Source organism: Campylobacter estrildidarum, assembly GCF_005406205.1.
In the GTDB taxonomy this organism is placed as follows: domain Bacteria; phylum Campylobacterota; class Campylobacteria; order Campylobacterales; family Campylobacteraceae; genus Campylobacter_D; species Campylobacter_D estrildidarum.
On the sequence record NZ_NXLZ01000013.1, the window covers coordinates 20,498 to 40,461 of the forward strand.

At 30.0% G+C, this 19,964-nt stretch carries 35 protein-coding genes; 22 read left to right on the forward strand and 13 right to left on the reverse strand.

Annotation, left to right across the window (positions count from 1 at the left end):
• Positions 1 to 14: 14 nt before the first annotated feature.
• From CQA69_RS07285 to CQA69_RS07325, 9 genes are all read right to left on the reverse strand, one after another.
• Positions 15 to 329, reverse strand: a complete 315-nt coding sequence (locus CQA69_RS07285; protein ID WP_137621123.1) for a phage holin family protein — start codon at positions 327 to 329, stop codon at positions 15 to 17.
• Positions 330 to 448: 119 nt separating this feature from the next.
• On the reverse strand, positions 449 to 676 hold the full coding sequence (locus tag CQA69_RS07290; RefSeq protein ID WP_137621124.1) for a hypothetical protein: 228 nt from the start codon (positions 674 to 676) through the stop codon (positions 449 to 451).
• Positions 673 to 1,014, reverse strand: a complete 342-nt coding sequence (locus tag CQA69_RS07295) for a hypothetical protein (protein ID WP_137621125.1) — start codon at positions 1,012 to 1,014, stop codon at positions 673 to 675. Before CQA69_RS07295 ends, CQA69_RS07290 begins: the two co-directional genes overlap by 4 nt.
• Positions 1,015 to 1,023: 9 nt before the next feature.
• Positions 1,024 to 1,413 carry a YcbK family protein gene (locus CQA69_RS07300; protein ID WP_137621126.1) on the reverse strand — a complete coding sequence of 130 codons (390 nt, stop codon included), beginning with the start codon at positions 1,411 to 1,413 and terminating at the stop codon, positions 1,024 to 1,026.
• Positions 1,391 to 1,765 carry a hypothetical protein gene (locus CQA69_RS07305; protein WP_137621127.1) on the reverse strand — a complete coding sequence of 125 codons (375 nt, stop codon included), beginning with the start codon at positions 1,763 to 1,765 and terminating at the stop codon, positions 1,391 to 1,393. Before CQA69_RS07305 ends, CQA69_RS07300 begins: the two co-directional genes overlap by 23 nt.
• Positions 1,765 to 2,118 (reverse strand): hypothetical protein, encoded by a 354-nt coding sequence (locus tag CQA69_RS07310; protein WP_137621128.1) that lies wholly within the window; start codon positions 2,116 to 2,118, stop codon positions 1,765 to 1,767. The genes CQA69_RS07305 and CQA69_RS07310 overlap by 1 nt, the downstream gene beginning before the upstream one ends.
• Entirely contained in the window at positions 2,115 to 2,339 is a 225-nt protein-coding gene (locus CQA69_RS07315; protein ID WP_137621129.1) for a hypothetical protein, read from the reverse strand. The genes CQA69_RS07310 and CQA69_RS07315 overlap by 4 nt, the downstream gene beginning before the upstream one ends.
• Entirely contained in the window at positions 2,339 to 3,226 is an 888-nt protein-coding gene (locus CQA69_RS07320) for a Mu-like prophage major head subunit gpT family protein (protein WP_137621130.1), read from the reverse strand. Before CQA69_RS07320 ends, CQA69_RS07315 begins: the two co-directional genes overlap by 1 nt.
• The gene (locus CQA69_RS07325) at positions 3,226 to 4,143 is read right to left on the reverse strand and encodes a phage protease (protein WP_137621131.1); all 918 of its coding nucleotides are present in this window, start codon (positions 4,141 to 4,143) and stop codon (positions 3,226 to 3,228) included. The genes CQA69_RS07320 and CQA69_RS07325 overlap by 1 nt, the downstream gene beginning before the upstream one ends.
• Positions 4,144 to 4,275: 132 nt before the next feature.
• On the opposite strand from CQA69_RS07325, the gene CQA69_RS07330 reads away from it, so the two are divergent.
• The 21 genes from CQA69_RS07330 to CQA69_RS07430 all read left to right on the forward strand — a co-directional run bounded on the left by CQA69_RS07330 (position 4,276) and on the right by CQA69_RS07430 (position 17,343).
• Positions 4,276 to 4,740, forward strand: coding sequence for a DUF1804 family protein (locus CQA69_RS07330; protein WP_137621132.1), 465 nt, complete (start codon positions 4,276 to 4,278; stop codon positions 4,738 to 4,740).
• Positions 4,737 to 5,324, forward strand: coding sequence for a phage baseplate assembly protein V (locus CQA69_RS07335; protein ID WP_137621133.1), 588 nt, complete (start codon positions 4,737 to 4,739; stop codon positions 5,322 to 5,324). Before CQA69_RS07330 ends, CQA69_RS07335 begins: the two co-directional genes overlap by 4 nt.
• Complete coding sequence (locus CQA69_RS07340; RefSeq protein WP_137621134.1) at positions 5,321 to 5,509, forward strand: hypothetical protein; 189 nt, start codon at positions 5,321 to 5,323, stop codon at positions 5,507 to 5,509. The genes CQA69_RS07335 and CQA69_RS07340 overlap by 4 nt, the downstream gene beginning before the upstream one ends.
• Positions 5,510 to 5,511: 2 nt before the next feature.
• On the forward strand, positions 5,512 to 5,724 hold the full coding sequence (locus CQA69_RS07345; protein ID WP_137621135.1) for a hypothetical protein: 213 nt from the start codon (positions 5,512 to 5,514) through the stop codon (positions 5,722 to 5,724).
• The gene (locus CQA69_RS07350) at positions 5,721 to 6,011 is read left to right on the forward strand and encodes a GPW/gp25 family protein (RefSeq protein ID WP_137621136.1); all 291 of its coding nucleotides are present in this window, start codon (positions 5,721 to 5,723) and stop codon (positions 6,009 to 6,011) included. Before CQA69_RS07345 ends, CQA69_RS07350 begins: the two co-directional genes overlap by 4 nt.
• Positions 6,008 to 7,162, forward strand: coding sequence for a baseplate J/gp47 family protein (locus CQA69_RS07355; RefSeq protein WP_137621137.1), 1,155 nt, complete (start codon positions 6,008 to 6,010; stop codon positions 7,160 to 7,162). The genes CQA69_RS07350 and CQA69_RS07355 overlap by 4 nt, the downstream gene beginning before the upstream one ends.
• Positions 7,159 to 7,776 (forward strand): phage tail protein I, encoded by a 618-nt coding sequence (locus tag CQA69_RS07360; protein ID WP_137621138.1) that lies wholly within the window; start codon positions 7,159 to 7,161, stop codon positions 7,774 to 7,776. The genes CQA69_RS07355 and CQA69_RS07360 overlap by 4 nt, the downstream gene beginning before the upstream one ends.
• Positions 7,776 to 8,321, forward strand: coding sequence for a phage tail protein (locus CQA69_RS07365; protein ID WP_137621139.1), 546 nt, complete (start codon positions 7,776 to 7,778; stop codon positions 8,319 to 8,321). The genes CQA69_RS07360 and CQA69_RS07365 overlap by 1 nt, the downstream gene beginning before the upstream one ends.
• Entirely contained in the window at positions 8,318 to 9,100 is a 783-nt protein-coding gene (locus CQA69_RS07370) for a hypothetical protein (protein WP_137621140.1), read from the forward strand. The genes CQA69_RS07365 and CQA69_RS07370 overlap by 4 nt, the downstream gene beginning before the upstream one ends.
• 14 nt (positions 9,101 to 9,114) lie before the next feature.
• The gene (locus CQA69_RS07375; protein WP_137621141.1) at positions 9,115 to 9,741 is read left to right on the forward strand and encodes a DUF4376 domain-containing protein; all 627 of its coding nucleotides are present in this window, start codon (positions 9,115 to 9,117) and stop codon (positions 9,739 to 9,741) included.
• Complete coding sequence (locus CQA69_RS07380; protein WP_137621142.1) at positions 9,738 to 10,109, forward strand: DUF1353 domain-containing protein; 372 nt, start codon at positions 9,738 to 9,740, stop codon at positions 10,107 to 10,109. The genes CQA69_RS07375 and CQA69_RS07380 overlap by 4 nt, the downstream gene beginning before the upstream one ends.
• Before the next feature lie 103 nt (positions 10,110 to 10,212).
• Positions 10,213 to 10,476 carry a hypothetical protein gene (locus CQA69_RS07385; protein WP_137621143.1) on the forward strand — a complete coding sequence of 88 codons (264 nt, stop codon included), beginning with the start codon at positions 10,213 to 10,215 and terminating at the stop codon, positions 10,474 to 10,476.
• 3 nt (positions 10,477 to 10,479) lie between these two features.
• Positions 10,480 to 11,670, forward strand: coding sequence for a phage tail sheath family protein (locus CQA69_RS07390; RefSeq protein WP_137621144.1), 1,191 nt, complete (start codon positions 10,480 to 10,482; stop codon positions 11,668 to 11,670).
• Between the two features lie 80 nt (positions 11,671 to 11,750).
• Positions 11,751 to 12,266, forward strand: coding sequence for a phage major tail tube protein (locus CQA69_RS07395; protein ID WP_137621145.1), 516 nt, complete (start codon positions 11,751 to 11,753; stop codon positions 12,264 to 12,266).
• Between the two features lie 9 nt (positions 12,267 to 12,275).
• Positions 12,276 to 12,509 carry a phage tail assembly protein gene (locus CQA69_RS07400; protein WP_137621146.1) on the forward strand — a complete coding sequence of 78 codons (234 nt, stop codon included), beginning with the start codon at positions 12,276 to 12,278 and terminating at the stop codon, positions 12,507 to 12,509.
• On the forward strand, positions 12,478 to 12,633 hold the full coding sequence (locus CQA69_RS08995) for a hypothetical protein (protein WP_171000359.1): 156 nt from the start codon (positions 12,478 to 12,480) through the stop codon (positions 12,631 to 12,633). Before CQA69_RS07400 ends, CQA69_RS08995 begins: the two co-directional genes overlap by 32 nt.
• A 244-nt stretch (positions 12,634 to 12,877) precedes the next feature.
• Complete coding sequence (locus CQA69_RS07410) at positions 12,878 to 14,824, forward strand: phage tail tape measure protein (RefSeq protein WP_137621148.1); 1,947 nt, start codon at positions 12,878 to 12,880, stop codon at positions 14,822 to 14,824.
• Between the two features lies 1 nt (position 14,825).
• Positions 14,826 to 15,200 carry a phage tail protein gene (locus CQA69_RS07415; protein WP_137621149.1) on the forward strand — a complete coding sequence of 125 codons (375 nt, stop codon included), beginning with the start codon at positions 14,826 to 14,828 and terminating at the stop codon, positions 15,198 to 15,200.
• Positions 15,193 to 15,384 carry a tail protein X gene (locus tag CQA69_RS07420; protein WP_137621150.1) on the forward strand — a complete coding sequence of 64 codons (192 nt, stop codon included), beginning with the start codon at positions 15,193 to 15,195 and terminating at the stop codon, positions 15,382 to 15,384. Before CQA69_RS07415 ends, CQA69_RS07420 begins: the two co-directional genes overlap by 8 nt.
• 22 nt (positions 15,385 to 15,406) lie before the next feature.
• Entirely contained in the window at positions 15,407 to 16,375 is a 969-nt protein-coding gene (locus CQA69_RS07425; protein ID WP_137621151.1) for a phage late control D family protein, read from the forward strand.
• Between the two features lie 155 nt (positions 16,376 to 16,530).
• Positions 16,531 to 17,343, forward strand: coding sequence for a DNA adenine methylase (locus tag CQA69_RS07430; protein ID WP_137621152.1), 813 nt, complete (start codon positions 16,531 to 16,533; stop codon positions 17,341 to 17,343).
• 40 nt (positions 17,344 to 17,383) lie between these two features.
• Here the strand turns inward: CQA69_RS07430 and CQA69_RS07435 are convergent, their stop codons facing one another.
• From CQA69_RS07435 to CQA69_RS07450, 4 genes are all read right to left on the reverse strand, one after another.
• Complete coding sequence (locus tag CQA69_RS07435) at positions 17,384 to 17,665, reverse strand: hypothetical protein (RefSeq protein ID WP_137621153.1); 282 nt, start codon at positions 17,663 to 17,665, stop codon at positions 17,384 to 17,386.
• Between the two features lie 72 nt (positions 17,666 to 17,737).
• The gene (locus tag CQA69_RS07440; protein ID WP_137621154.1) at positions 17,738 to 17,932 is read right to left on the reverse strand and encodes a hypothetical protein; all 195 of its coding nucleotides are present in this window, start codon (positions 17,930 to 17,932) and stop codon (positions 17,738 to 17,740) included.
• Positions 17,933 to 17,942: 10 nt separating this feature from the next.
• Positions 17,943 to 18,239 carry a hypothetical protein gene (locus CQA69_RS07445; protein ID WP_137621155.1) on the reverse strand — a complete coding sequence of 99 codons (297 nt, stop codon included), beginning with the start codon at positions 18,237 to 18,239 and terminating at the stop codon, positions 17,943 to 17,945.
• Between the two features lie 82 nt (positions 18,240 to 18,321).
• A complete protein-coding gene (locus CQA69_RS07450; protein ID WP_137621156.1) occupies positions 18,322 to 18,951 on the reverse strand; it encodes a LexA family transcriptional regulator in 630 nt (209 codons plus the stop codon).
• A gap of 147 nt (positions 18,952 to 19,098) precedes the next feature.
• On the opposite strand from CQA69_RS07450, the gene CQA69_RS07455 reads away from it, so the two are divergent.
• On the forward strand, positions 19,099 to 19,964 hold an 866-nt coding region (locus tag CQA69_RS07455; RefSeq protein ID WP_137621157.1), incomplete at its 3' end, for a type I restriction endonuclease.

The window sequence follows — 19,964 nt, forward strand, 5'->3', positions numbered from 1 at the left end:
TTAATACAAAGATATTACATTTTGTCTATTTTTCTATTTACAAGCTTTTCTACAAGCTGTTCTATCTTAAGCAATGCATCTGTTCCCATATAAGCTGCAAAACCTCCAAAAGCGACACTTAGTTTTAATCCAAAATCAAGATAACTTGCTATTTCAAATACAAGATAAGCTACAAACATAGAACCTAGCATTCCTTTTACAAAGGTTAAAAACTTACCTTTTATATCTTTGTAAGGTTTTAATTTGTCTTTTGTTACTATACCTACAAGTCCAGCAAATACACTCACAATACTTAAAATGCAATAGATAAATATATCTTCAAATTTCATATGCTAGTTCCTTGTTAAAATTTCAAACGCATAAAATAAAATCAAAGCAAAACTAGAAAATAAAAGAGCTATAAAGAGTTCTTTTATAAAATCTTTTTTAATTGATTTGTTACTTTCTTTCATTTGTTATCTCCGGTGCATTGCTTTGCTATATTTTCAACTTCAAGATAATAAGAACTGATTTGTTTTGCACTTTCTAAATCACCCTTATCAAAAGGCTTTAAAGGAAGTTTCAAGGGGCACTTTATAGGAATTTTGACTTCTTGATACTGCGTTTTAATTAAAAGCTCTTTAGGAGCACAAGCTGTAAAAACAAAAGGTATAAAAATATAAAAAAGAATTCTCATTGCTTAGCTCCTAAAATTTTAAAAAGCTCTTTATAAGCTTTAAGCTCACTTTCGCAGTTTTTGTCCTTAATAAAAATTTCTTTTACCTTTGAAACCTCCTTTAAAGCCTCTTTAGGTTTTAACTCAAGCTTTAAATTTTCAAATGCTTTATTTTGTTTTAAAAGTTGCTCTTTGTTTGTTTTGATTTCATTTTTTAAATATTCTTTTGTGAGTTTTAATTGATTGTTTTCAAGAACCAAAGAGTGATTCTCATAATACAAAAACCCACAAACACTTAAAAGCAAAACAATGATAATATTTGAAACACCAAAAAACTTTTCCAAAATAAAGCTAAACATTTTTATTCCTTAAGAATAAGTCCATCTGGCTTTTTTACCTCTGGTATCAATATGGACAAAACCACCAAAAGGATTTTCAAAATTATGTTTTATAGCAATTCCAAAAGGTTTATTACCATATTTTTCTAAAACATATTGATGCACATCTTCAGTCTTTACACCTTCAACCACAAAATCAGCCGCACTGCCGATGGTGTGTTGTGAGCTTTTAGCTCCACCTACTTCTGCGTTATGTTCTTTGCAACGATATCCGCTATTTATAGTAACAGGTGCATTATAGTGCCCTCTAATTTCACAAAGTACATCGACTAACTCATCACTTGGAACACCTTTTGGTAGTTCGCACTTACCACATTTGCATTTAAATTCATATTCTTTAAAATAAGGATTTTTTTTCATCTTGATCTCCTTCTGGCTTAGAAAAAATTTCTATATTAAATTTAAGTCTATAGGCAAATAATGAAGAGTTTATAAAACCACTTTCAATGCTACTTAAAAGTTTTTTTGTCGTATCAAATTCATAAAGCTTTAGTCTTAGTTCATCAATTTGACTAATAAGTGAGTTTTTATCTTTATTAAAAGTATGTGAGCTAAAAATCAAAGAAAAACTCGCACTATCTTTATGATGATTGATACTCGTGAGGCTTTCAAGCATTAAGTAAAGTCCACCTTGTTTTATATCTTCATAATTTGCTATACCTATGGCATCAAAATGCTTTAAAAGTTTTTTACTTGTGCTTTCTAGAGTCATTAAAATCTATCCTTTCTCTGTATTACTCTAAGCCTTAAAGAACTTAAATTTCCATCTTGATCTATCACAGGAGCATTTTGTATTTGTTTTAAAGCATTGTCTAAAAGCATTTTATCTTCATCATCTAAGACGATTTTAAGATAAATTTTTATACGAATATATGCAAAATCCTCCCAAATAAAACTAGCAACATTTTTATTTTTACAAACATCATCTGCATCTTTTGCAGCTTTGGCAACCACTTCTCTTGTGATTTCATCGATATTTGCTAAGTTTTGCTGTGCTCTTTTCATAAGTGCTAACTCTTTTAAAGTAAGAGCTAGCATCTTAGGAGGAGTTAGCAAAGGTATCATTTTTTGCCTTTTTTGTCATTAAGGTTCTTTATCTCTTCTTTTTCTTGTTCGAAACTTTCTTTCTCTTTTAAGAATTCTTCTTTTTCTTGTTCGAAACTTTCTTTCTCTTTTAAGAATTCTTCTTTTTCTTGTTCGAAACTTTCTTTCTCATCATTAGAATTTTCTATTTTTAAAACCTCATTTTGTTCTCTAAGCTTATTAGCTGAAGCAATATTATCCATTATTCCGCCTTTCCACTTGATTTGTATGCTAATTGCCAAAGTCCATAACCTGCATTATCTTCACTATCGATTCCATATTGAAAAGTTTTACGCATAAATGCAGCCTCATCGGTAGGATTGTCTTTAGCTACAAACTCTGCACCCTTGTTAATTTGTAAAATTAAAGGCTTAATAGGTTTAGTATTGTCAACCAAATACCAAGCATCTTGATCTTTTAAGTTTGAAGAGGTAAATACTTCTACTACACCTTTAAAAACATTACTTGAGCCATTAATCAAATCACTATTTACGATCTCAAGCGCTTTAGCTTCCAAACTCAAAGGAACTACTAAAAGTGCAGGATTAATATTTAAGGTGCGTCCGCTTTCGTTAGTCAGGGCACGCATGTTTTTTCTAGCTTCCATAAGACTTTGTGCACTTAATTTTTTGTCTCCAAGATTTGAAAAGGACACGCCACCTATATCATGATCGTTTGAGAAAAATGCTTTACCATCAAAACAAGTTTCATTTTGCTCTAAAAGGGTAAAAATAAGGTCATTATAATGATTTTGTACCTCATAAGCTAACATTTCAATTTGCGGTCTAACGATTCCTAAATTATCATAAGTTATCACATCTCGTGGCACTTCAATGGAGCTTTCCCAGTCTTTTTTAGTAATGGTATAGCCTTGTCCTTTGAGTTTGCTAAATTGACGATCGCCTATCCATTCACGCATTTTTGGTAAAGATGCTAAAAATTGGTATTCTACAACTAAAGAATTTGCATTAGTAATCATTGCAAATTTTTCATAATCTTTATTTCCATTCTCAAGAGCATTGTTAAAAATAGTACTAAAACCTTTATTTACTGCTTGCATATAAGCAGTAGTTAATTCTGTAAAAGCCATTATTTATCTCCTTTGATTCCAAGTTGTTTAAAAACTTTTGCTTCATAAGCGTTAAGTTCTTTTCTTTTGCTTGTAAAATTGATTTCTTTCTTACCTAAAACAATACTTGCTTCTTTTTCACAAACATCAAGATAATCTTCTAAAAATTTACCTTTCATGTTCAAAGCTTTTTGATAGCGATTAGGTAAAATAAGTCCATTTTGCAAAAGAGAGTCAAGGCGTTTTTTATTAAGCTCAGCTTGCTCCTTTTCATTATTGTTTAAAACTTCTTCTAATTTTGCACTGAGTTCTGCAAGCTTTGATTTTAATTCTTCATTTTCTTTTTTTAAAGCTTCAATTATAGTGCTAGGATCTTCCCCCTTGCCTACATTCTCTTCTGCTTGATTGGCTGATTCTTCTAAATTTTCAGCCTTAGTTTCTGCTTCATCTGCTAATTTTCGCAGCTCTTCTAATTCTTCGTTCATTATATTCCTTTCTTTTTTAATTTTATTCTCACTGATTTTTACCAGTGATTTAATCTTGTTTAAAGCTTTGTTTAAAAGATTGGGTTGATTTACTAGTCCCATAGCATCCAAATGGATAACATTTTTATCATCATCTACATAATATTCAGGACTTAAGTATCTAAAAGCTTTATTTTCAACAAGTTCCTTTCCTTTGGGTGTTAATTCTAAACTTGCATAAATGCCATCTTCTCTTAATTCTAATGAATTTCTATCAAACCAGCCATAAGCTTCTCCTCCTTGATGATTTAAATTAAGTACAATGTCAAGATCGTTTTTTTGTATATTTTTAATCAGTTTTTCTCCATCGATTTTAAATACACGTCCATCAAGACCATGAGCTATTCCAATAGGTGAAATTTTGATTTTTTTATCTGTATTTTTAGAATTAATTTCAAGCAATAATCCTTGCACTCTATTCCTTTCAATTTTTCACATAATCATAAAATAAAAAATGCTTTTTAAATACCTATTTAAAGCTTATATAGACTGATTTTAAAAAAAATAAAAAATATAATTTTTCAAGAAAATTAAAGGAAAAATTTTATGAGTAAAAGAGAACTTGCTAGAAATCTTTTTGTACAAGGAAAAAGTCTTGAAGATATATGTGTTTTAACAGGACTTACTAGACAAGGTATATATTATATGAAAAAAGATGATTTTGGTAAGGGTATTGATTGGGAAGGCTTAAAACTTGCTGCTTTAAGAGATGAAAAAGATTTGGAGAATAAAGAAGCTATCTTTTTAAATGCTCTTATAGCCGAATTTGATAAATTTTTAAAAGCTGCTAGTGAAAATGAACTTAGTATTGAAGTTTTAGAAAATTTGAATAGATATGCTAAAACATATTGGGCTATTAAAGCACCTCAAAAAATAGACATAAAGGCTTTAAATTTACAAACTTGCAAGAAAACAATAAGCTCTATTATTGAGTTAGCAAAAAATAATGAAGTGGTTTGCGAATGGCTCAGCGACAATAGCGATTTAATTATTTCAAAGGTTTTAAAATGAATGAACTAGGTATTATTTGCGATATTAAAGAGGGTAAAGCTAAGGTTGCTATTGGTGAAATGGTAACTGACTTTTTAAGTGTATTTCAAGCTATATCTAATTCTTATGCTGTGAGTTTTTCGCCTTTGCGTATAGGAGAGCAAGTTTTGGTTTTACCTATAAGAGGTGATTTAAATTCAGGTGTGATTTTACGCGGACTTTATCAGGAAAAACATAAGGCTAAAAATACGGATACAAATACTTTTAATGTAGATTTTGAAGATGGCACCCATTTAGAATACAACTCTAAAACAAGCACTTTAAAACTTAATGTAATTAAAGATATTAACATCACTTGTGAAAATGGAGACATAAAGGCAAACAAAAATATTAGTATTTCCTGTGAAAATAAAAGCATCCAAGCAAACAAAAATATCAATATCACTTGTGAAAATGCCAACATAAAAGCGAGCAAAGTAAAAGTCGATAGCCCTAGTATTGACTTAGGACTTGGTGGAAAAGGCGTGGTTACCACTGAATGCATTTGTGCATTTACAGGGAGTGTTCATCCGCATGGATCAAATAATACTAGGAGTAAGATATGAAAGAATGGTTTTTACTTTTTAATTCCCTTGTATTTTTTATACTCTTTTGTATGGCGGCATTTTATGCTTTTTTAAAATTAAAATTTTTTGCCAAAAGTATTTTTATTGGTTTTATTTTGGGTTTTACCTTTTTAGGATTTTTACAAACATTAAAAATAATTTTTGATTTTTATATAGGGCTTTAAATATGGCAATCAGTCAAAGTTCTTTAGTTTCAAAAATGGAAAAATATTTAGCAAAAGAAGGCTACACAAAAGTCCAAGATGAAGATAATGGTAGAGGTTATAGAAGATACTCTATGCCTTTTTTGAGAGCTATTGCTGCTGCAGTGGTTGAGGAAATACAAGAAAATGCCAAAGCAATTGATACAGCAGATGGCGGAGAATGGGATATAGAATGAGTTATTTAATCAGTATAGAAGAAAGCATTAAAGATATTTTAATTACTCCCTTAGGATCTCGTGTAATGAGACCCGAGTATGGTTCTTTGCTTTACACGCTTATAGATAGAAAAATCGATGATGATTTTAGAGTAAAACTTACTAGATATACAGCAGAAGCTATTTCAAAGTGGGAAAAAAGAGTAAAGCTTAAGGGCGTCAGGCTTAATAAAATACAAGAAGGTAAATTGAGTATTACTTTGCTTTTTGAAGATTATAAGGATTTAGATTTGGAGCTTAACAAATGAGTGAAATTTTAAATACTAATAATTCATATTTTAAACAAAGTTTTCTAAAAGATATTCCTTATCCAAAAATCATAGAAGAGCTTGATTATGAAAAACTTTTAAAGGATTATGAAGAGCTTTTTAAAAGCTTTTTAAAAGAGGAAGTAGAGCTTTTAGAATCTGATCCTTTCAAAGCTATTTTAGAAGCTCTTGCTTATAGAGAAATGATTATAAGGGCAAGGATAAATGAAAGCATAAAAGCGACTTATTTGCATTATGCTAGCGGGAGTGATTTGGATAATGTTGTAGCAAATGGGTATTTAATCCAAAGATTAAAAGGGGTTAAACCTACCGCCAAAGTAGAATTTGAATTAAACACTTTATTAAATTATGATGTCATCATTCCAAAAGGTGCCATTTTTTCAAATGAAAAAGCTGATATTGCTACCTTAAAAGAAGAAGTGATAATCAAAAAAGGAGAAAGTAAAGCCGAGGGTATTTTAGAGCTTGATGAATTTGTACAAAGTAAAGAAATTAAAACTGAATTTTTACAAACCCCACTTCCTTTTGTAACCAAAATCAAGCAACTTGAAAGTTTTAGTGGTGGAGCAAGCGAAGAGAGCGACGAGGCTTTAAGAGAAAGAGCTGTAATGAGTGTACATCGCTTTTCAACAGCTGGAAGCGAAAAAGGCTATATTTACCATGCTTTAAGTGCAAGTGCTAAAGTTGCCTCTATAAAAGCTTTAAATAATGGTGCTGGAAAAGTTAGAGTGATTATAAAAAGCGAAGATGAGGAAAGTGTTAATGTAGTCCGTTCTTATCTAAGTGCAGATGAAGTAAGACCTTTAACCGATGAAGTGAGTGTCGAACTTGCCAAAAAAAGAGAATTTATCATAAGTGCCAAACTTTTACTTTTGGAGCTTTCACGTGCCAATGAAATCAGTGAAAAGATCAATACTTTACAAAGTGATTTTGATTTGAGTGTGGATTTAGCACTTGGTTTTTTATATAAATGCTTACATCAAGATGGGGTTTATAAGAGTGAAATTTTAAGCATTAAAGAAAAAATCGACGAAGAACTAAAAGAGCTTGAGTTAAAAGATATTGAAATAGCTGATGATGAATTTGCACATCTTTCTTTTGAGCTTAGCTATGAAAAGGCGGTGCTATGAATAGCTTAGTTTTAAATCATCATCCACTCCAAAGTAAAGTCATTGATTTAAGTGCTAAAAAAAGATTTGAAGATTTAAATTTAGCTAGCATCACAAATCTAGCTCTAAATTGCGATGAAAGATTACTAAGTGTTCTAGCTAATGCTTATGATGTAAGCATTGATGGCTTAAATGAAAAAGAAGCAAGAAGGCTTTTAAGTAAGGCATTAATGCTTAAAAGACATGCAGGAACTACATATGCTATTAAAGAAGCTTTAACAGCGGTATTTGATACAGCTTTAGTGGAAGAATGGTTTCATTACAATGGAAAACCTTATTTTTTTAAAGTTAAAGTAACTACTACAAATAAACCCTTTGATGAAGCGAGTTATAAACAACTTGAAAAACTAGTTTATGAATATAAAAATGTTAGAAGTGTTTTAGAAAGCATTGAGTTAAGAGTGCAAAGCAATTGCGATAAATATAATGCTTGTGTTTATAGGGATACTGAAAAAATTAAAATCTTGCCACTTAGAATCAGAAAAAGAATTTTAAGAAGTATTAATTTTAACGCTTTTGGAACTTTTATAAGTGAAAGATTTAAAAGTAAATTTAGCTTAAAAGGAGTGTGCTAATGAATGAGTTTTATACCATTTTAACAAGTATAGGTTTAGCTAAAATCATTAAAGCCAGAGCAGAAGGCAAAGCTTTAATTTTAAAAAGTTTTAAACTCTCAAGTGCAGCTATTATACCCAAAGAAAATATGAAAAGCTTGAACGAGATTGTTTACGAAGCCAATATTAATTCTAGATTTGTTGATGAGAACAATCCAAATCATCTAATACTTGAATGCGTTGTAGGTGCTGAATATGGCGGTTTTAATATTAATTCTATAGGACTTTTTGATGATGAAGAGGAACTCATTGGTGTTGGATCTGTTCCTTTTACCTATAAACCAAAGCTTAGTGAAGGTGCAGCAAAGGAATTGATTTTTGAAGTAATTATGGAACTTGCCAATGTAGAAAATTTGACTATAGAACTAGATAATACTAAAGCTTTGGCAACTAAAGAATATGTAGAAAATATGAAATTAACATTAATGCGTCCTATTGTGACTAATGCTAATTCAATTATCAAGCTTACAAACAAAGAATTAATTAATATAAAGGAGAAAAAATGAACACTAATGCACAACTTGATTTGATTGCTAATGATTTGAGTGAGCTTGTTAAAAACTCACAAGAATTATTAGATAATTTTGCTTTAAATAAAGAAAAAGTCAAACTTCTTACTCAAAACATAGAATGGACTATAGGAAGTGGTGAAGAAAGTGATACACATTTTAATAGTTTAGAAAAAGCTATTAGCGAAGCTTTAAAATATTCTAAACAAAACAATTTAACCATAACCATAAAACTTACTGAAGATCTAACCTTAACTAAAGGTTTAAATTTATCGTGTGTCGATTGTAGAAATATCATTATTGATGGGCAAGGGCATACAATTAGAAAAGAAAATAATGGAATATATGACGCAGTTTTTAATTTTAATAACTGTGTTGCACCAAAGCTTAATGATATAACAATATCAAATCCAAATCCTGAAAATAAAATCGGATCTGCAATTACAGTTAGCGACGCTGCGATTTTTAACAACAGAAATTGCTCTTTTAAAATCGACGGTTTTAATTCTGGAGTGTGTATTAATAATATGGCTTTAGTTAATTTATTGAATGAAAGCAGTGAAACAAAAATTTCAAACTGTAATTACGGATTTTATAGCTGGAGCATGAGTTTTACATCTTGCCAAAAAATAAAATTTGAAAATAATAAAATCGCTATTAACGTGCTTGGTGGTGCATTTGTAAATTGCAATGCAGCTGATTTTGAAAACAATACATCTAACTGTAATATCGCATTTAACACTTTAACACCAAATGGAATATGTTTTAAAAATTAAATTAGGAGATTAAAATGAAGATTATAACTAAAAATGGAGTAATTTATAATAGTTTAAGCGTTTCAATTATAAGCGATTTAATAAATAGCGTTAAGACTTTGGTTGTAGTGGTCAGTGATGATAGAAAAATAAATTATGATAAAAACAATGAATTTATTGATGATATCACTCAAGACGAGCTTAACAAAGGACTTGAAGCAGTCAAAGAAATTCTTGCAAATGAAAATGAACTTCTAAAAGAATATTTTTTAATGTTTAAAGAAGTTTCAACACAAGAAGCAAGTTTGAAATATGCTAAAGAATTTAAAAAAGATGAGATTGATAAGGCAAGAGATAAAGCTATAGAAGGTGGAGTGAGTTTTAAAGATAAGATTTTTCAGAGCTCTGAAAAGGATAGAAACTTGCTTACAAGCACTGTTAGTCTTTTTTCAATCGCTAAGCAAGTTCCTGAAGATTTTGTTTGGATAACACAAGATAATACTGCTGTGCCTTTTACTTTGGAAGAATTGATACAGCTTGGCTCCATTATGGCAAATAGTGTTAACACTAACACTATAAAAGCAAGAGAGCTTAAAGACAAGATAGAACAGGCTACTTCTTTAGAAGAATTAAATCAGATTGCATGGGAGAATAAAGAATGACTAAAGCAGAATTAAAAAGAGTTTGTGTCAAGCCATACGATAAAGATAAATTCGAAGTGGTTTTAGATTATACTTTTATATTACCAAGTTTCAATGGAGTGGTGCCAAAAGGCTTTAAAACTGATGGTGCAAGTATCCCTCGTATATTTTGGAGCTTTTTCCCGCCGTATAGGAGTGAATATTTTTCAGCTTGCGTAATACACGATTATTTATGTGAAAGGGCAAATTCAAGAAAGGATTATAAACTTGCCGATCAAGCTTTAAAAGAAGCAATGCTATTGCTTGGATGTTCTAAGTTTAAATGTTTTGTGTTTTATCACGCTTGTAACGCGTTTCACTTTGTAAAATGCCTGATAAAAAGCAAATAAATAAAAAGGTGAGCCTTACCCACTTTAGTGGGACGGGGACTTTAGAAAAAGCGACTTTGGGCAGACTTGTTCGCACAAAGTAAAAGCATAAAAAGGAGTTAAAATGAAAGATTACGGAATTTCTTACATTCCAAGTGCTAATCAAAATTCAAAAGAACCAAGCGAACCTATAGTGAGTGATAAAGTAGATGTTGATAAGGTTAATGAACTTATCGATAAAAAAATAGGAAACCTAAATAATTTAAATACAAATTTAAAAAATAATGCAGTGAATGCGATCAATGAATTAGGAGACAAGATTAGTAAATTAGAAGACACAAAAGAAACTATGAGTTTTAAAAATACAAAAAAATCAAACAAGGAGTAAATTATGGCAGCACAATATGGAGTTAATTATAATATCAGTAATGGTGCGGCAAGTCCTATTAAGGTTCAAAGTGATACACCTATAGGAATTGCTGCTTGTATTAAAGGTACTAATAAAGAAATGCTTTATACAAAAGCAGGATATGAAAGCACAGATGAAATGCCAATCTTTGCTTTTTCAAATGCAAGCAAGGCGATTGATTTTACAAAAGATTTAATCAAAGAAAACAATTTGCAAGATTTTAGACTCTTAGATTCTTTAACTTGTATAGACAATCAAGATGTTGCTTGTGTGATTATTATTAGTTTCTTTGAAGAAAGTGATGAGGAAGCTACAAACTTAACAAATTGTTTAAATGCAATAGAAGCTTTTAAAAAAGCTAAACATCGCACAGGTTTTACTCCTGATATTATCATAGCGCCTTATTATTCAAGTGAAGCAGGCGTGAAAGCTAAACTTGAAAGCATAGCAAGTGCTATGAATATCACTGCTATTGTGGATTTATATGCCACAAATACGGGAGAGGCTATAAATGCTATGGAGGCTTTTAGTTCTAAAAGATTGGTTGCCACGTGGCCTCAAGTTCAAATTTTAAATTCGCAAGGAAAATACGCTTATGTTCCACAATCTCCTATCATCGCAGGTATGATAGCTCATACAGATGGGGATACAGAGTATGGCTTTAGTGATTCTTATTCAAATAGAGTAATGAATGGCGTTACTGGAGTGGAACATTTTATTGATTTTGTGGCTGGTGAGGATTGTGATGCAGATCGGCTTAGAAAAAATCATATTTCTACTTGCATACTTTGTGAAGGTTATCGCTCTTGGGGCGGAGAAACAAGTGATGAAGATACGATTTGGCAAGATTTAGCAAGGGTAAGAACTTTTGATCGCATTGCAATTGCTGCCCAAAAAGCAAGTTTTAAAGCGATTGATAAAAAAGCAAGTGAGCTTTACTTTATCAAAATAAGCGTGGAAGAACTTTTAAGAGATTTAAAAGGAGCAAAAGTTTTAATTGGTTATGAAGTGAGTTGGGATGAAGAGCGTAACACGGATGCAAACATCAGTGCGGGTAAATTTTATCTTGATATTAAGATGATGAATAATCCTATAGTTAAACAAATCACACTCGAGCTTATCTATAGTGATGAATGGGCTGATGATTTGGTTAAAATCATCAGTGCGGATTGATTTAAAAATAGTGAGTTTTGCTAGAAAGAATCTTTAAATAAAACCTCGTTTTTCACAGCGAAATCAAAAAAGGAGAAAAAATGTTTAATAGAATACCTCAAGTAATAGAACAAGCAAATTGTTTCATAGATGGATATGGTTATGCAGGAGTGGCAAGAGATATCGCCTTGCCTACTATAGAGCAAGAAGTATTAGAAAGCAAAGGGGCTTTAAGTGCAAATTATGGCACTGGAGTTTTTAAGGCAATGGAATGCTCTTTTAAAATAAGCGAAATGGGAATACAAGCCTTTGAAGCTTTTGGTTCTAATACTTTTTCTAAATTTAAAATTCCACTTGTTTTTAAAGCAAGCATTCATCAAAGTGGTTCAGGAAAAGAAGTGCCTTTTGTGATTGAGTTAAATGGAGAATTCACTTCTATTGTTTTACCTTCTATTGTTGCAGGAAGTGAATTTACAAATGAGATTAAAATCAATGTGCATTTTATAAAAATCACAATGGATAATCAAAGATTATTTTTAGCTGATGTCAAAAATCTTATTTTAGAGTTTAATGGCGTCGATAAAATGGCAAAAATAAGATCAAATTTAAGTTTATAAGGAAAATCAATGGCAAAAACAATTCAATTATCAAACGGCAACGAAATAAAATTTAATACTCCAACAGCTGGAATGTTACGCAGGGCTATGGATATACAAAAAGGAGAAGGTTCAAGAGCGTTTTATATAATCGGCGAATGCACTAATATGAGTTTAGAAGAGCTTGATAAGCTAAGCTTGGAAGATATCAATCTTTTAAGTGAGACATTAAATGAATATCAAGCTCCCAGTAGTAAGCAATGAAGCTATTGCATTGATAGCTCATTTTTTGCATTTTTCTTATAATGAGATTATGAATTTAAACATAAAAGATTATATGGAGTTTTTAGAAATCAGTTTAAAAATTTCTAAGGCTAATAATTTTTAGTTTTAAAAAATACATAAATAAAAGTAACTATAAAAAGATTTAAAGCAAAAAGTGCAAAAAATGAAGAGATATTAAAAAAGCTGGTTAAAAAATCGTCGCTTGTAAGAGATATTAAAAAAGCTACAAAAAAGCCAAGTGTTAAAAAGGCCTTAAAAACGATTTTAAAATGTTTTAAAAAGATTTTTGTTTTTAAAATATTGTCTATATTTTTCATAGACTAGATTTTACAATAAAAAGGAAAAATATGCAAGATTTAGGACTTAGTTTTGGTATATCTTTAGCATTTAAGGGTTTTAAAGAGTTTGCTAAAAACACAGAGGCTCTTAAAAAATTTAGCACTAATTTAGATCAAAGCACAAAAAGTGTTAAAGCTTTAAATAAAAGCATTGATGCCTTAGAAAAATCAAAGCTTAAAATCAAAGAAGTAAGTGAAAAATTAGGTTCTTTAAAAGGAGAGCTTATGGCTAAAGGTGCAAGTGTTTTAGCTATAAGCGTTCCTGTAAAAATCAGCGCTAATCTTGAAGATGATATGAATAATATCAATACCTTTTTAAATGCCGATAATGAAAGTTTAAAATCTTTGCGTTTGAATTTTTTAAAACTAAGCTCAAATATAAAAATGAATGTGAATGATCTTACAAAATTTGGCGAACTTGGTGCAAGGCTTGGCATAAAAAGTGAAAAGGAGCTTTTAGCTTTTAGTGAAATTGGTGCTAAATACAGCCAAGTTTTTAAGCTAAACAATGAAGAAAGTATTAATTTCATGAGCAAGCTTTCTAATATTTATAAATTAAGTACCAAAGATATGCAAGGCTTGGGAGATAAAATCATAAGCGTTGCAAGGGCTAGTAATGTTAGTGCTAGTAGCGTAGCTAAAACTATGAATGAAGTAGGAGGCGATGCAAAGCTTATTGGTATGAATGCAGAAGCCACCGCTGCTTTAAGTGCAGCTTTTGTGAGTGCCACTAAAGATGAGGGAGAAGCAGTAGGAACTTTTAAGGCAATGACTGCGGTTATGAGCAATCTTAATAATATAAGCGATGATATGAAAGCTAAGTTTTTAAAATTAGGTCTTAGCACAGAACAGCTTGGTGCTTATTTTAAACAAGATGCAAGCGAAGCAGTTAAAATGCTTTTAAACCAAATAAAAACTTTACCAAAAGATGAAATGACGGATTTTTTAAATTCAGTTTTTGGAACAGGTGCTGCAGGTATGATGCAAAATTTAGTCGACAATACAGACAAATATGAAAATGCTTTAAAATCTTTAAAAAATACAAAAATGGGTGCTTTAAATGACGAGTTTAAAAAGATAAGCTCGAGTACTAATTCCTCTTTTACACAGCTTAGCACTTCTATGTCTAATCTTAGCGCTAGTGTTGGTGAAGCCTTGGCGCCTGCCTTGGTAAAAATAATGGACAGCATTTCATCTTTAATCAATTTCGTAAGAGAAATGATCGACGCTTTTCCAAATTTAAGTAAAGTTATAGGTACTTTAGTGGTTGCTTTGACCACAGCTAGTGTGGCTTTAAGTGCTTTAAAAGTAGGTTTTTTAGTAGCAAAACTAGCAGGGGCACAATTTGCTTTTACTATTAATACTATAAGGATTGCTTTTAATATATTAAAAGTCGCTTTCTTAACTAATCCTATAGGACTTGTTCTTATGGCAATTGCTGCCATTGCTACCTTGGTAATAATGAATTGGGATAAAGTGAAAGCCTTTTTTATGAACTTTATAGAAAAAATAGGCTCTGCTTTTAGTGCGTTTGGTGATTTCTTTAAGGGGATTTGGCAAGGAATTGGTGAGTTTTTTAGCTCTTTGTGGGATTCTTTGTTTAACTGGTTTTCATCTAAATTTGAATGGCTTAGTAATGCTTTTTCTAAGATTAAAGATATAGCTAAAAGCGTAGCTTCTTTTTTTGGTTTGGGTGATAATGAAAAAGAAAATATTGCAAGCAATGATAACATTCAAACAAAACAAAGCGAAGTAAAAAACTCACTTACAAACAAAAAAAGCGTAGAAACAAAAACAAGCAATGCGATTAATGTTAGTGTGAATGGGACTTTTAATATAAGCTCAAACGATGGAGTATTTGATTTAAAAGCTTTTGCCAAAGAAGTTGAAGCTAGTGTTTTAAATGCATTAAATAAAAATGCTGATAAAGCAAAACAAACCACGATTTGGGGATAAAATGATATTTAGTTTAGGTGAATTTGAATTTGAAGCTTTAAATGTTGATGAGCTTGAAAGAAATTATGAATATGGCATTACAAGTATAGATCGTATCAATAATCATAGCGCTTTAATAAGCACCAAAAAAGAAAATGAAAGCATTAAAATAAGTGGTAAAACCTTGCCTTTAAGTAAGGATAAAAATACTTATTTAGATACTTTAAAACAAATGGCAAGTAAAAATAAAAGTTATACAATGTGTAGCGCAAATGGACTTTATTTTGGAAAATTTGTCATCTTGGGTATCAATGAAAAGCAAAGTGCTTTTTTGGAAGGAAGTGGCTTTTTGGTACAAAGTTTTGATTTAAACTTACAAAGGGATTTTAATGAGTGAAATTTACATTGCAAAAAACAATGAAAGACTCGATAGTGTAGTTTATAAACACTATGGAACGCTTTTATATTTTGATCAGGTTTTAAGGGTTAATCCGAGGCTAAATCCTATTTTAAAAACAGGAGATAAGGTTATATTACCAGAGATTGAAATTGAAGAAGACAAAGAAGAAGTGCTATGGTAGAAAACATAAAAGAAGGATAAAAATGGTCAAGAAGCCCAACTTCAAACTCATTGCAAACAATAAGAATATAACTCAAAAAATAAGCCTTAATCTGATCAGTCTTAGCTTCGATGATAAAGCCAAAGATGAAAGCGATGAGATAAGTCTTAGTCTAAATGGGCTTTATGCAAGAGCCCCTTTTGGCGATAAACTAGAACTTTGGCTTGGCTTTGATGATAAACTTTTTAAATGCGGAACCTTTAGCATTAATAGTTTTAGTAAAAACTATAGCACAAAATCGACTGATATCAAAGCTACAGCTATTAATTTTGCAAGCAATGTTAAAAATAAAAAATCAAGAACTTGGCAAAATACTAATCTTGGTGATATTGCATTAAAAATCGCTAAAGAGAATAATCTAAAAGTAAAGACTAATAGTGCAGGCAAAATTTACATCAAACATGAACTTCAAAACAATGTTAGTGATATAGAATTTATTTATATGCTTTGTGCTAAATATGGTTTTTTAGCTTGTGTAAAAGAACAAACCCTTATTATCATAGAGCAAAAACAAGCCGCACAAGAAGGTATAAAAGGTGGCAGCAAGCAAGAAGGTGGCATTAAATATACTTTAGATATAAGCGAACTTAGTGATTTAAGCATTAGTATTAAAAATCGCAATGATTATACAGGAGTAAAACTTTCTTATCAAGATATTGATCAAGGCTGTGTTAAAAGTGTATTAAGCGGTAGCGATAAAGGCACAATATATGAGCTAAAAATCGGTGGAGTGAAAAATGAAAGCGAAGCTTTAAATTTAGCAAATGCAAAACTCAATGCTTTAAATAAAGGAGCTTATGAAGGAAGTTTTAGTATGATAGGAAAAAATCTAAAAGCTGGGGGAAGTTTAGAAATAAAAGGTATTGAAGAAAAAGCTATTTTTAGCATTAAAGATGTAAAACACGACTTTTCTTTAAGTGGATATACCATAAGTGTTAATTTTGAAGGATAAGTAAGCGTCTTTGGTGTGCAACTTTGGGCGGATTTTATTTGCACAAAGTAATAGCAAGGAAAGCCTTAGCCTTCCTTTTTCTAAGAACTAACAAAAAAATTATAACTTCTTTTTAAAGAAGCCTACTTTTTTATTTTATTTTGAAAGGAGTTTGTATGAAAAATGCAGACAAATTTCTAAGAACTAGCACACTTACTAAACCTATTCAAACCAAACTAAAAGCTCCATTTGCTTGGATAGGAGGCAAAAACTATTTAGCTAAAGAAATCATTGCTTTAATGCCAGAGCATAAAAGCTATATAGAAGTATTTGGAGGAGCTTTAAGTGTGTTTTACCAAAAAAGTCCTTCAAAGATAGAAGTGATTAACGACATTAACGACGATTTAATCAATTTACATCTTTGTATAAGAAACAAACCGCAAAGTTTAGCTAATATTTTAAATTCTATGATAATAAGTAGAAAAATCTTTTATATGTTAAAAAACAAAGAAATCAAACCAAAAAATGACTTAGAAAGAGCGGCTTTTTATTTTTATCTTATCAATACTTCTTTTGGATCAAGCATGGGGCAATTTGCCATGAGTAAGCAAAGAGCACCTAAAAGATTATATAGAGACTTTAGTTTGCATACAAAAAGAATTAAAAATGCAAGCATAGAAAATAAAAGCTTTGAATATATTTTAAAAGAGTATGATTACAATGAAGCTTTATTTTATTTGGATCCGCCTTATGTTGGAACTGAGAGTTATTATAAAAATGTGCCTTGTTTTGGCTTAAAAGAACACGAGCTTTTATGCGATTTGTTAAAAAATATCAAAGGTAAATTTATGCTTTCTTATAATGATTGTGATTTAGTAAGAGAGCTTTATAAAGATTTTAATTTTAAGCAATTAAAAGTAAGATATTCTTTAAATAACAATGTTTTAAAAAGAAAAGAGAATAAGGAGCTTTTGATTATGAATTTTTAAACTATAATTAGAGAATGTTTTTTAAAATATTCTCTAGTTTTTAAAGCAAAGAAGTTAAAAATTCTAAAATTTCTTTGCTCGCATTTGTTTCATCTTCTAGATATTCTTTTTCTAAAGTAGCACCATATTTCATTAATAATAAAATGGCTCCGAAATTACCATGAGTAATAGCATAAAATATAGGTTTATCTCCCATACATTCTTTAGTAGCACTCATGCCATTTTTAAGATATTCTAAAACAAGATCATTATCATGATTGCAAATTGCACTTACAAATCTTTTAGTAAAACGTGCTTTGATATCATTTTGAATTAGTGTCATTTTTATCTCCTTTTGTTTTTATGGAGACAACATTAGCTTCGTTTAGCTGAATGTGTGCTGTTGTTTTTAAAATTAATCCGTATTAACCCATTCCATTACAACAGATAATAAATGAGTATAATCACTACTTGTGGCTTCCTCTTTAAATTTGTTTATTTCTTCTTTGCTCACGCCTGCTTTTTTTAAAGCTGTAGCCACCTTTGCTAAAATGCTAAAAGCATTACCATCTTCTCCTGCTAATTTTACATAAATATTAGGATATTTCATTTTTTACTCCTTAGAATTCACAAAAAGTGCTTTTTAATTCATATTTTTGTTTTTTATCATTGTATTTAACTACAAATTTTCTACCCATAAGATATCTTTCAAATAAAGGAACTTGTATGATAGTTTCATCTTCATTTGTTTCAAGTTTGTTAGCGATTAAATAAGAATGAATACCTAAATTATAAAGTGTCATAAGTTCTAATATATTATCCCTTGCAAGATAATCTTTTTCTTTTAAAAGCTTTTTGTATAAAACCTTAAATTCATTCTCTAAATCTTGTATGATTTTTTCTTTTAATTTATCCATTTTAATCTCCTTTTGTTTTATAAAGACAACCTTTGTTTTACACTCTCTGTGAGATTAGCTTCGTTTAGCTGAATGTGTGCTGTCATAGCTTGGAAAGTTCTCCAATTACAACACCAATTAACAAAAAATCTCCATTTTTATAAAAAATATCTTTATATAAAGGATTTAAAGAATGCAAAATCACTCCATCAACTTGTTTTAAAACTTGTTTTATGTATAAGCCATCTCTAGTATTAATCACGCAAATGCTTTTATGTTTAAAAGCCTTATTTCTATCTATTACACAAATGCTTCCATCTTTTATAATTGGCTCCATACTCTCTCCATAACAAGTGATAAACTCACATTCTTTGCTTCCAAAAAAGCTTAATAGTTTTTCATCTATGATAAGTTCAGAGCAATCTATTAAATCATTGATTCCACCACCACCCAAACTTGCATTAGTTTTATAAAGCTTTAAAATTTTATATTTATTCTCACACTCTAGCTGATTCTTAGGAGAGCTTCCATAAAAGAAATAATTTATACTTATATTTCTTTCTTGTAAAAAATTGAGTATTTGTGGATAAGGAATTGAATTTCTAAATTTCATAGAATTAAAAGTATCAGGATGAATTCCTAGTTCTTTGGCTATATCTTTTGTTTTTAAATCACGCTTACCTTCGCTAGCAAGTATATCTTTTAACTTTTCAATCACTTCTTGCATTTGCATAAAAATTCCTTGGTTTTAATTTCAAAGAATTTAAACATAAAATTTAAAAATACAATAAAAAGCTTTTAAAATGAAAGATTATATTTAACCAAAAACTAAATAACAAACTATTATAATATATAAATTTTTAGGCAAAAAGGAGCAAAAATGGATTTTGAAAATCAATTAAATGCTATCGTTGAAACAATATCTGAACGCAAAACACTTGTTAATACTGAAGAAGCTACAAAGATGACTTTTGTAATGCCATTTTTAAAAGTATTGGGCTATGATGTATTTAATCCTAGTATTGTCGTGCCAGAATATACCGCAGACATAGGAATTAAAAAAGGCGAAAAGGTTGATTATGCTATTTTTAAAGATGGAAAACCTTTTATTTTAATTGAAGCAAAAAATCATACCGAAAATTTAGACAATCACAACAATCAACTTGTCCGTTACTTTAACACTGATCCAAATATCAAATTTGCAATTCTTACTAATGGAATCGAGTATAGATTTTTTACAGATATAGAGCAGCAAAATCTTATGGATAAAATACCTTTTTTAGTGATTAATCTTGAAAAGCTTAAACCTAGAGATATTAAAGATTTAAAGCGTTTTATTTGCACTGACTTAAATTTAGATGAAATTTTAAATATTGCTATGGAGAAAAAATACTATAAAGCTATACAAGATATCTTTAAAAATGAAATTGAAAATCCAAGTGACGAATTTACAAGTTTTTTTGCCAAACAAATGACAGAAAAAAGAATGACTAGTGCTGTTTTAGAAGAATTTAAAAATTATATTAAAAAATCTTTTAAAGAAATTATTAATGATTTGGCTTATGATAAAATCACAAATATAAAAAATAATCTCCAAGCCATCAATGATGATGAAGATAATGAGCAGATTAATGAAAGTAGAGATATTGTAACAACAGAAGAAGAATTACAAGGTTTCTATATAGTAAAATCAATACTTGCGAGTGCTGGAGCTAATCTTGAAGATATAAATTATAAAGATACTTT

Bases quoted from the DNA above. Each gene is read 5' to 3' on its own strand.
- CQA69_RS07285 (WP_137621123.1), bottom strand. From the start codon at position 329: ATGAAATTTGAAGATATATTTATCTATTGCATTTTAAGTATTGTGAGT.
- CQA69_RS07290 (WP_137621124.1), bottom strand. From the start codon at position 676: ATGAGAATTCTTTTTTATATTTTTATACCTTTTGTTTTTACAGCTTGT.
- CQA69_RS07295 (WP_137621125.1), bottom strand. From the start codon at position 1,014: ATGTTTAGCTTTATTTTGGAAAAGTTTTTTGGTGTTTCAAATATTATC.
- CQA69_RS07300 (WP_137621126.1), bottom strand. From the start codon at position 1,413: ATGAAAAAAAATCCTTATTTTAAAGAATATGAATTTAAATGCAAATGT.
- CQA69_RS07305 (WP_137621127.1), bottom strand. From the start codon at position 1,765: ATGACTCTAGAAAGCACAAGTAAAAAACTTTTAAAGCATTTTGATGCC.
- CQA69_RS07310 (WP_137621128.1), bottom strand. From the start codon at position 2,118: ATGATACCTTTGCTAACTCCTCCTAAGATGCTAGCTCTTACTTTAAAA.
- CQA69_RS07315 (WP_137621129.1), bottom strand. From the start codon at position 2,339: ATGGATAATATTGCTTCAGCTAATAAGCTTAGAGAACAAAATGAGGTT.
- CQA69_RS07320 (WP_137621130.1), bottom strand. From the start codon at position 3,226: ATGGCTTTTACAGAATTAACTACTGCTTATATGCAAGCAGTAAATAAA.
- CQA69_RS07330 (WP_137621132.1), top strand. From the start codon at position 4,276: ATGAGTAAAAGAGAACTTGCTAGAAATCTTTTTGTACAAGGAAAAAGT.
- CQA69_RS07335 (WP_137621133.1), top strand. From the start codon at position 4,737: ATGAATGAACTAGGTATTATTTGCGATATTAAAGAGGGTAAAGCTAAG.
- CQA69_RS07340 (WP_137621134.1), top strand. From the start codon at position 5,321: ATGAAAGAATGGTTTTTACTTTTTAATTCCCTTGTATTTTTTATACTC.
- CQA69_RS07345 (WP_137621135.1), top strand. From the start codon at position 5,512: ATGGCAATCAGTCAAAGTTCTTTAGTTTCAAAAATGGAAAAATATTTA.
- CQA69_RS07350 (WP_137621136.1), top strand. From the start codon at position 5,721: ATGAGTTATTTAATCAGTATAGAAGAAAGCATTAAAGATATTTTAATT.
- CQA69_RS07355 (WP_137621137.1), top strand. From the start codon at position 6,008: ATGAGTGAAATTTTAAATACTAATAATTCATATTTTAAACAAAGTTTT.
- CQA69_RS07360 (WP_137621138.1), top strand. From the start codon at position 7,159: ATGAATAGCTTAGTTTTAAATCATCATCCACTCCAAAGTAAAGTCATT.
- CQA69_RS07365 (WP_137621139.1), top strand. From the start codon at position 7,776: ATGAATGAGTTTTATACCATTTTAACAAGTATAGGTTTAGCTAAAATC.
- CQA69_RS07370 (WP_137621140.1), top strand. From the start codon at position 8,318: ATGAACACTAATGCACAACTTGATTTGATTGCTAATGATTTGAGTGAG.
- CQA69_RS07375 (WP_137621141.1), top strand. From the start codon at position 9,115: ATGAAGATTATAACTAAAAATGGAGTAATTTATAATAGTTTAAGCGTT.
- CQA69_RS07380 (WP_137621142.1), top strand. From the start codon at position 9,738: ATGACTAAAGCAGAATTAAAAAGAGTTTGTGTCAAGCCATACGATAAA.
- CQA69_RS07385 (WP_137621143.1), top strand. From the start codon at position 10,213: ATGAAAGATTACGGAATTTCTTACATTCCAAGTGCTAATCAAAATTCA.
- CQA69_RS07390 (WP_137621144.1), top strand. From the start codon at position 10,480: ATGGCAGCACAATATGGAGTTAATTATAATATCAGTAATGGTGCGGCA.
- CQA69_RS07395 (WP_137621145.1), top strand. From the start codon at position 11,751: ATGTTTAATAGAATACCTCAAGTAATAGAACAAGCAAATTGTTTCATA.
- CQA69_RS07400 (WP_137621146.1), top strand. From the start codon at position 12,276: ATGGCAAAAACAATTCAATTATCAAACGGCAACGAAATAAAATTTAAT.
- CQA69_RS08995 (WP_171000359.1), top strand. From the start codon at position 12,478: ATGAATATCAAGCTCCCAGTAGTAAGCAATGAAGCTATTGCATTGATA.
- CQA69_RS07410 (WP_137621148.1), top strand. From the start codon at position 12,878: ATGCAAGATTTAGGACTTAGTTTTGGTATATCTTTAGCATTTAAGGGT.
- CQA69_RS07415 (WP_137621149.1), top strand. From the start codon at position 14,826: ATGATATTTAGTTTAGGTGAATTTGAATTTGAAGCTTTAAATGTTGAT.
- CQA69_RS07420 (WP_137621150.1), top strand. From the start codon at position 15,193: ATGAGTGAAATTTACATTGCAAAAAACAATGAAAGACTCGATAGTGTA.
- CQA69_RS07425 (WP_137621151.1), top strand. From the start codon at position 15,407: ATGGTCAAGAAGCCCAACTTCAAACTCATTGCAAACAATAAGAATATA.
- CQA69_RS07430 (WP_137621152.1), top strand. From the start codon at position 16,531: ATGAAAAATGCAGACAAATTTCTAAGAACTAGCACACTTACTAAACCT.
- CQA69_RS07435 (WP_137621153.1), bottom strand. From the start codon at position 17,665: ATGACACTAATTCAAAATGATATCAAAGCACGTTTTACTAAAAGATTT.
- CQA69_RS07440 (WP_137621154.1), bottom strand. From the start codon at position 17,932: ATGAAATATCCTAATATTTATGTAAAATTAGCAGGAGAAGATGGTAAT.
- CQA69_RS07445 (WP_137621155.1), bottom strand. From the start codon at position 18,239: ATGGATAAATTAAAAGAAAAAATCATACAAGATTTAGAGAATGAATTT.
- CQA69_RS07450 (WP_137621156.1), bottom strand. From the start codon at position 18,951: ATGCAAATGCAAGAAGTGATTGAAAAGTTAAAAGATATACTTGCTAGC.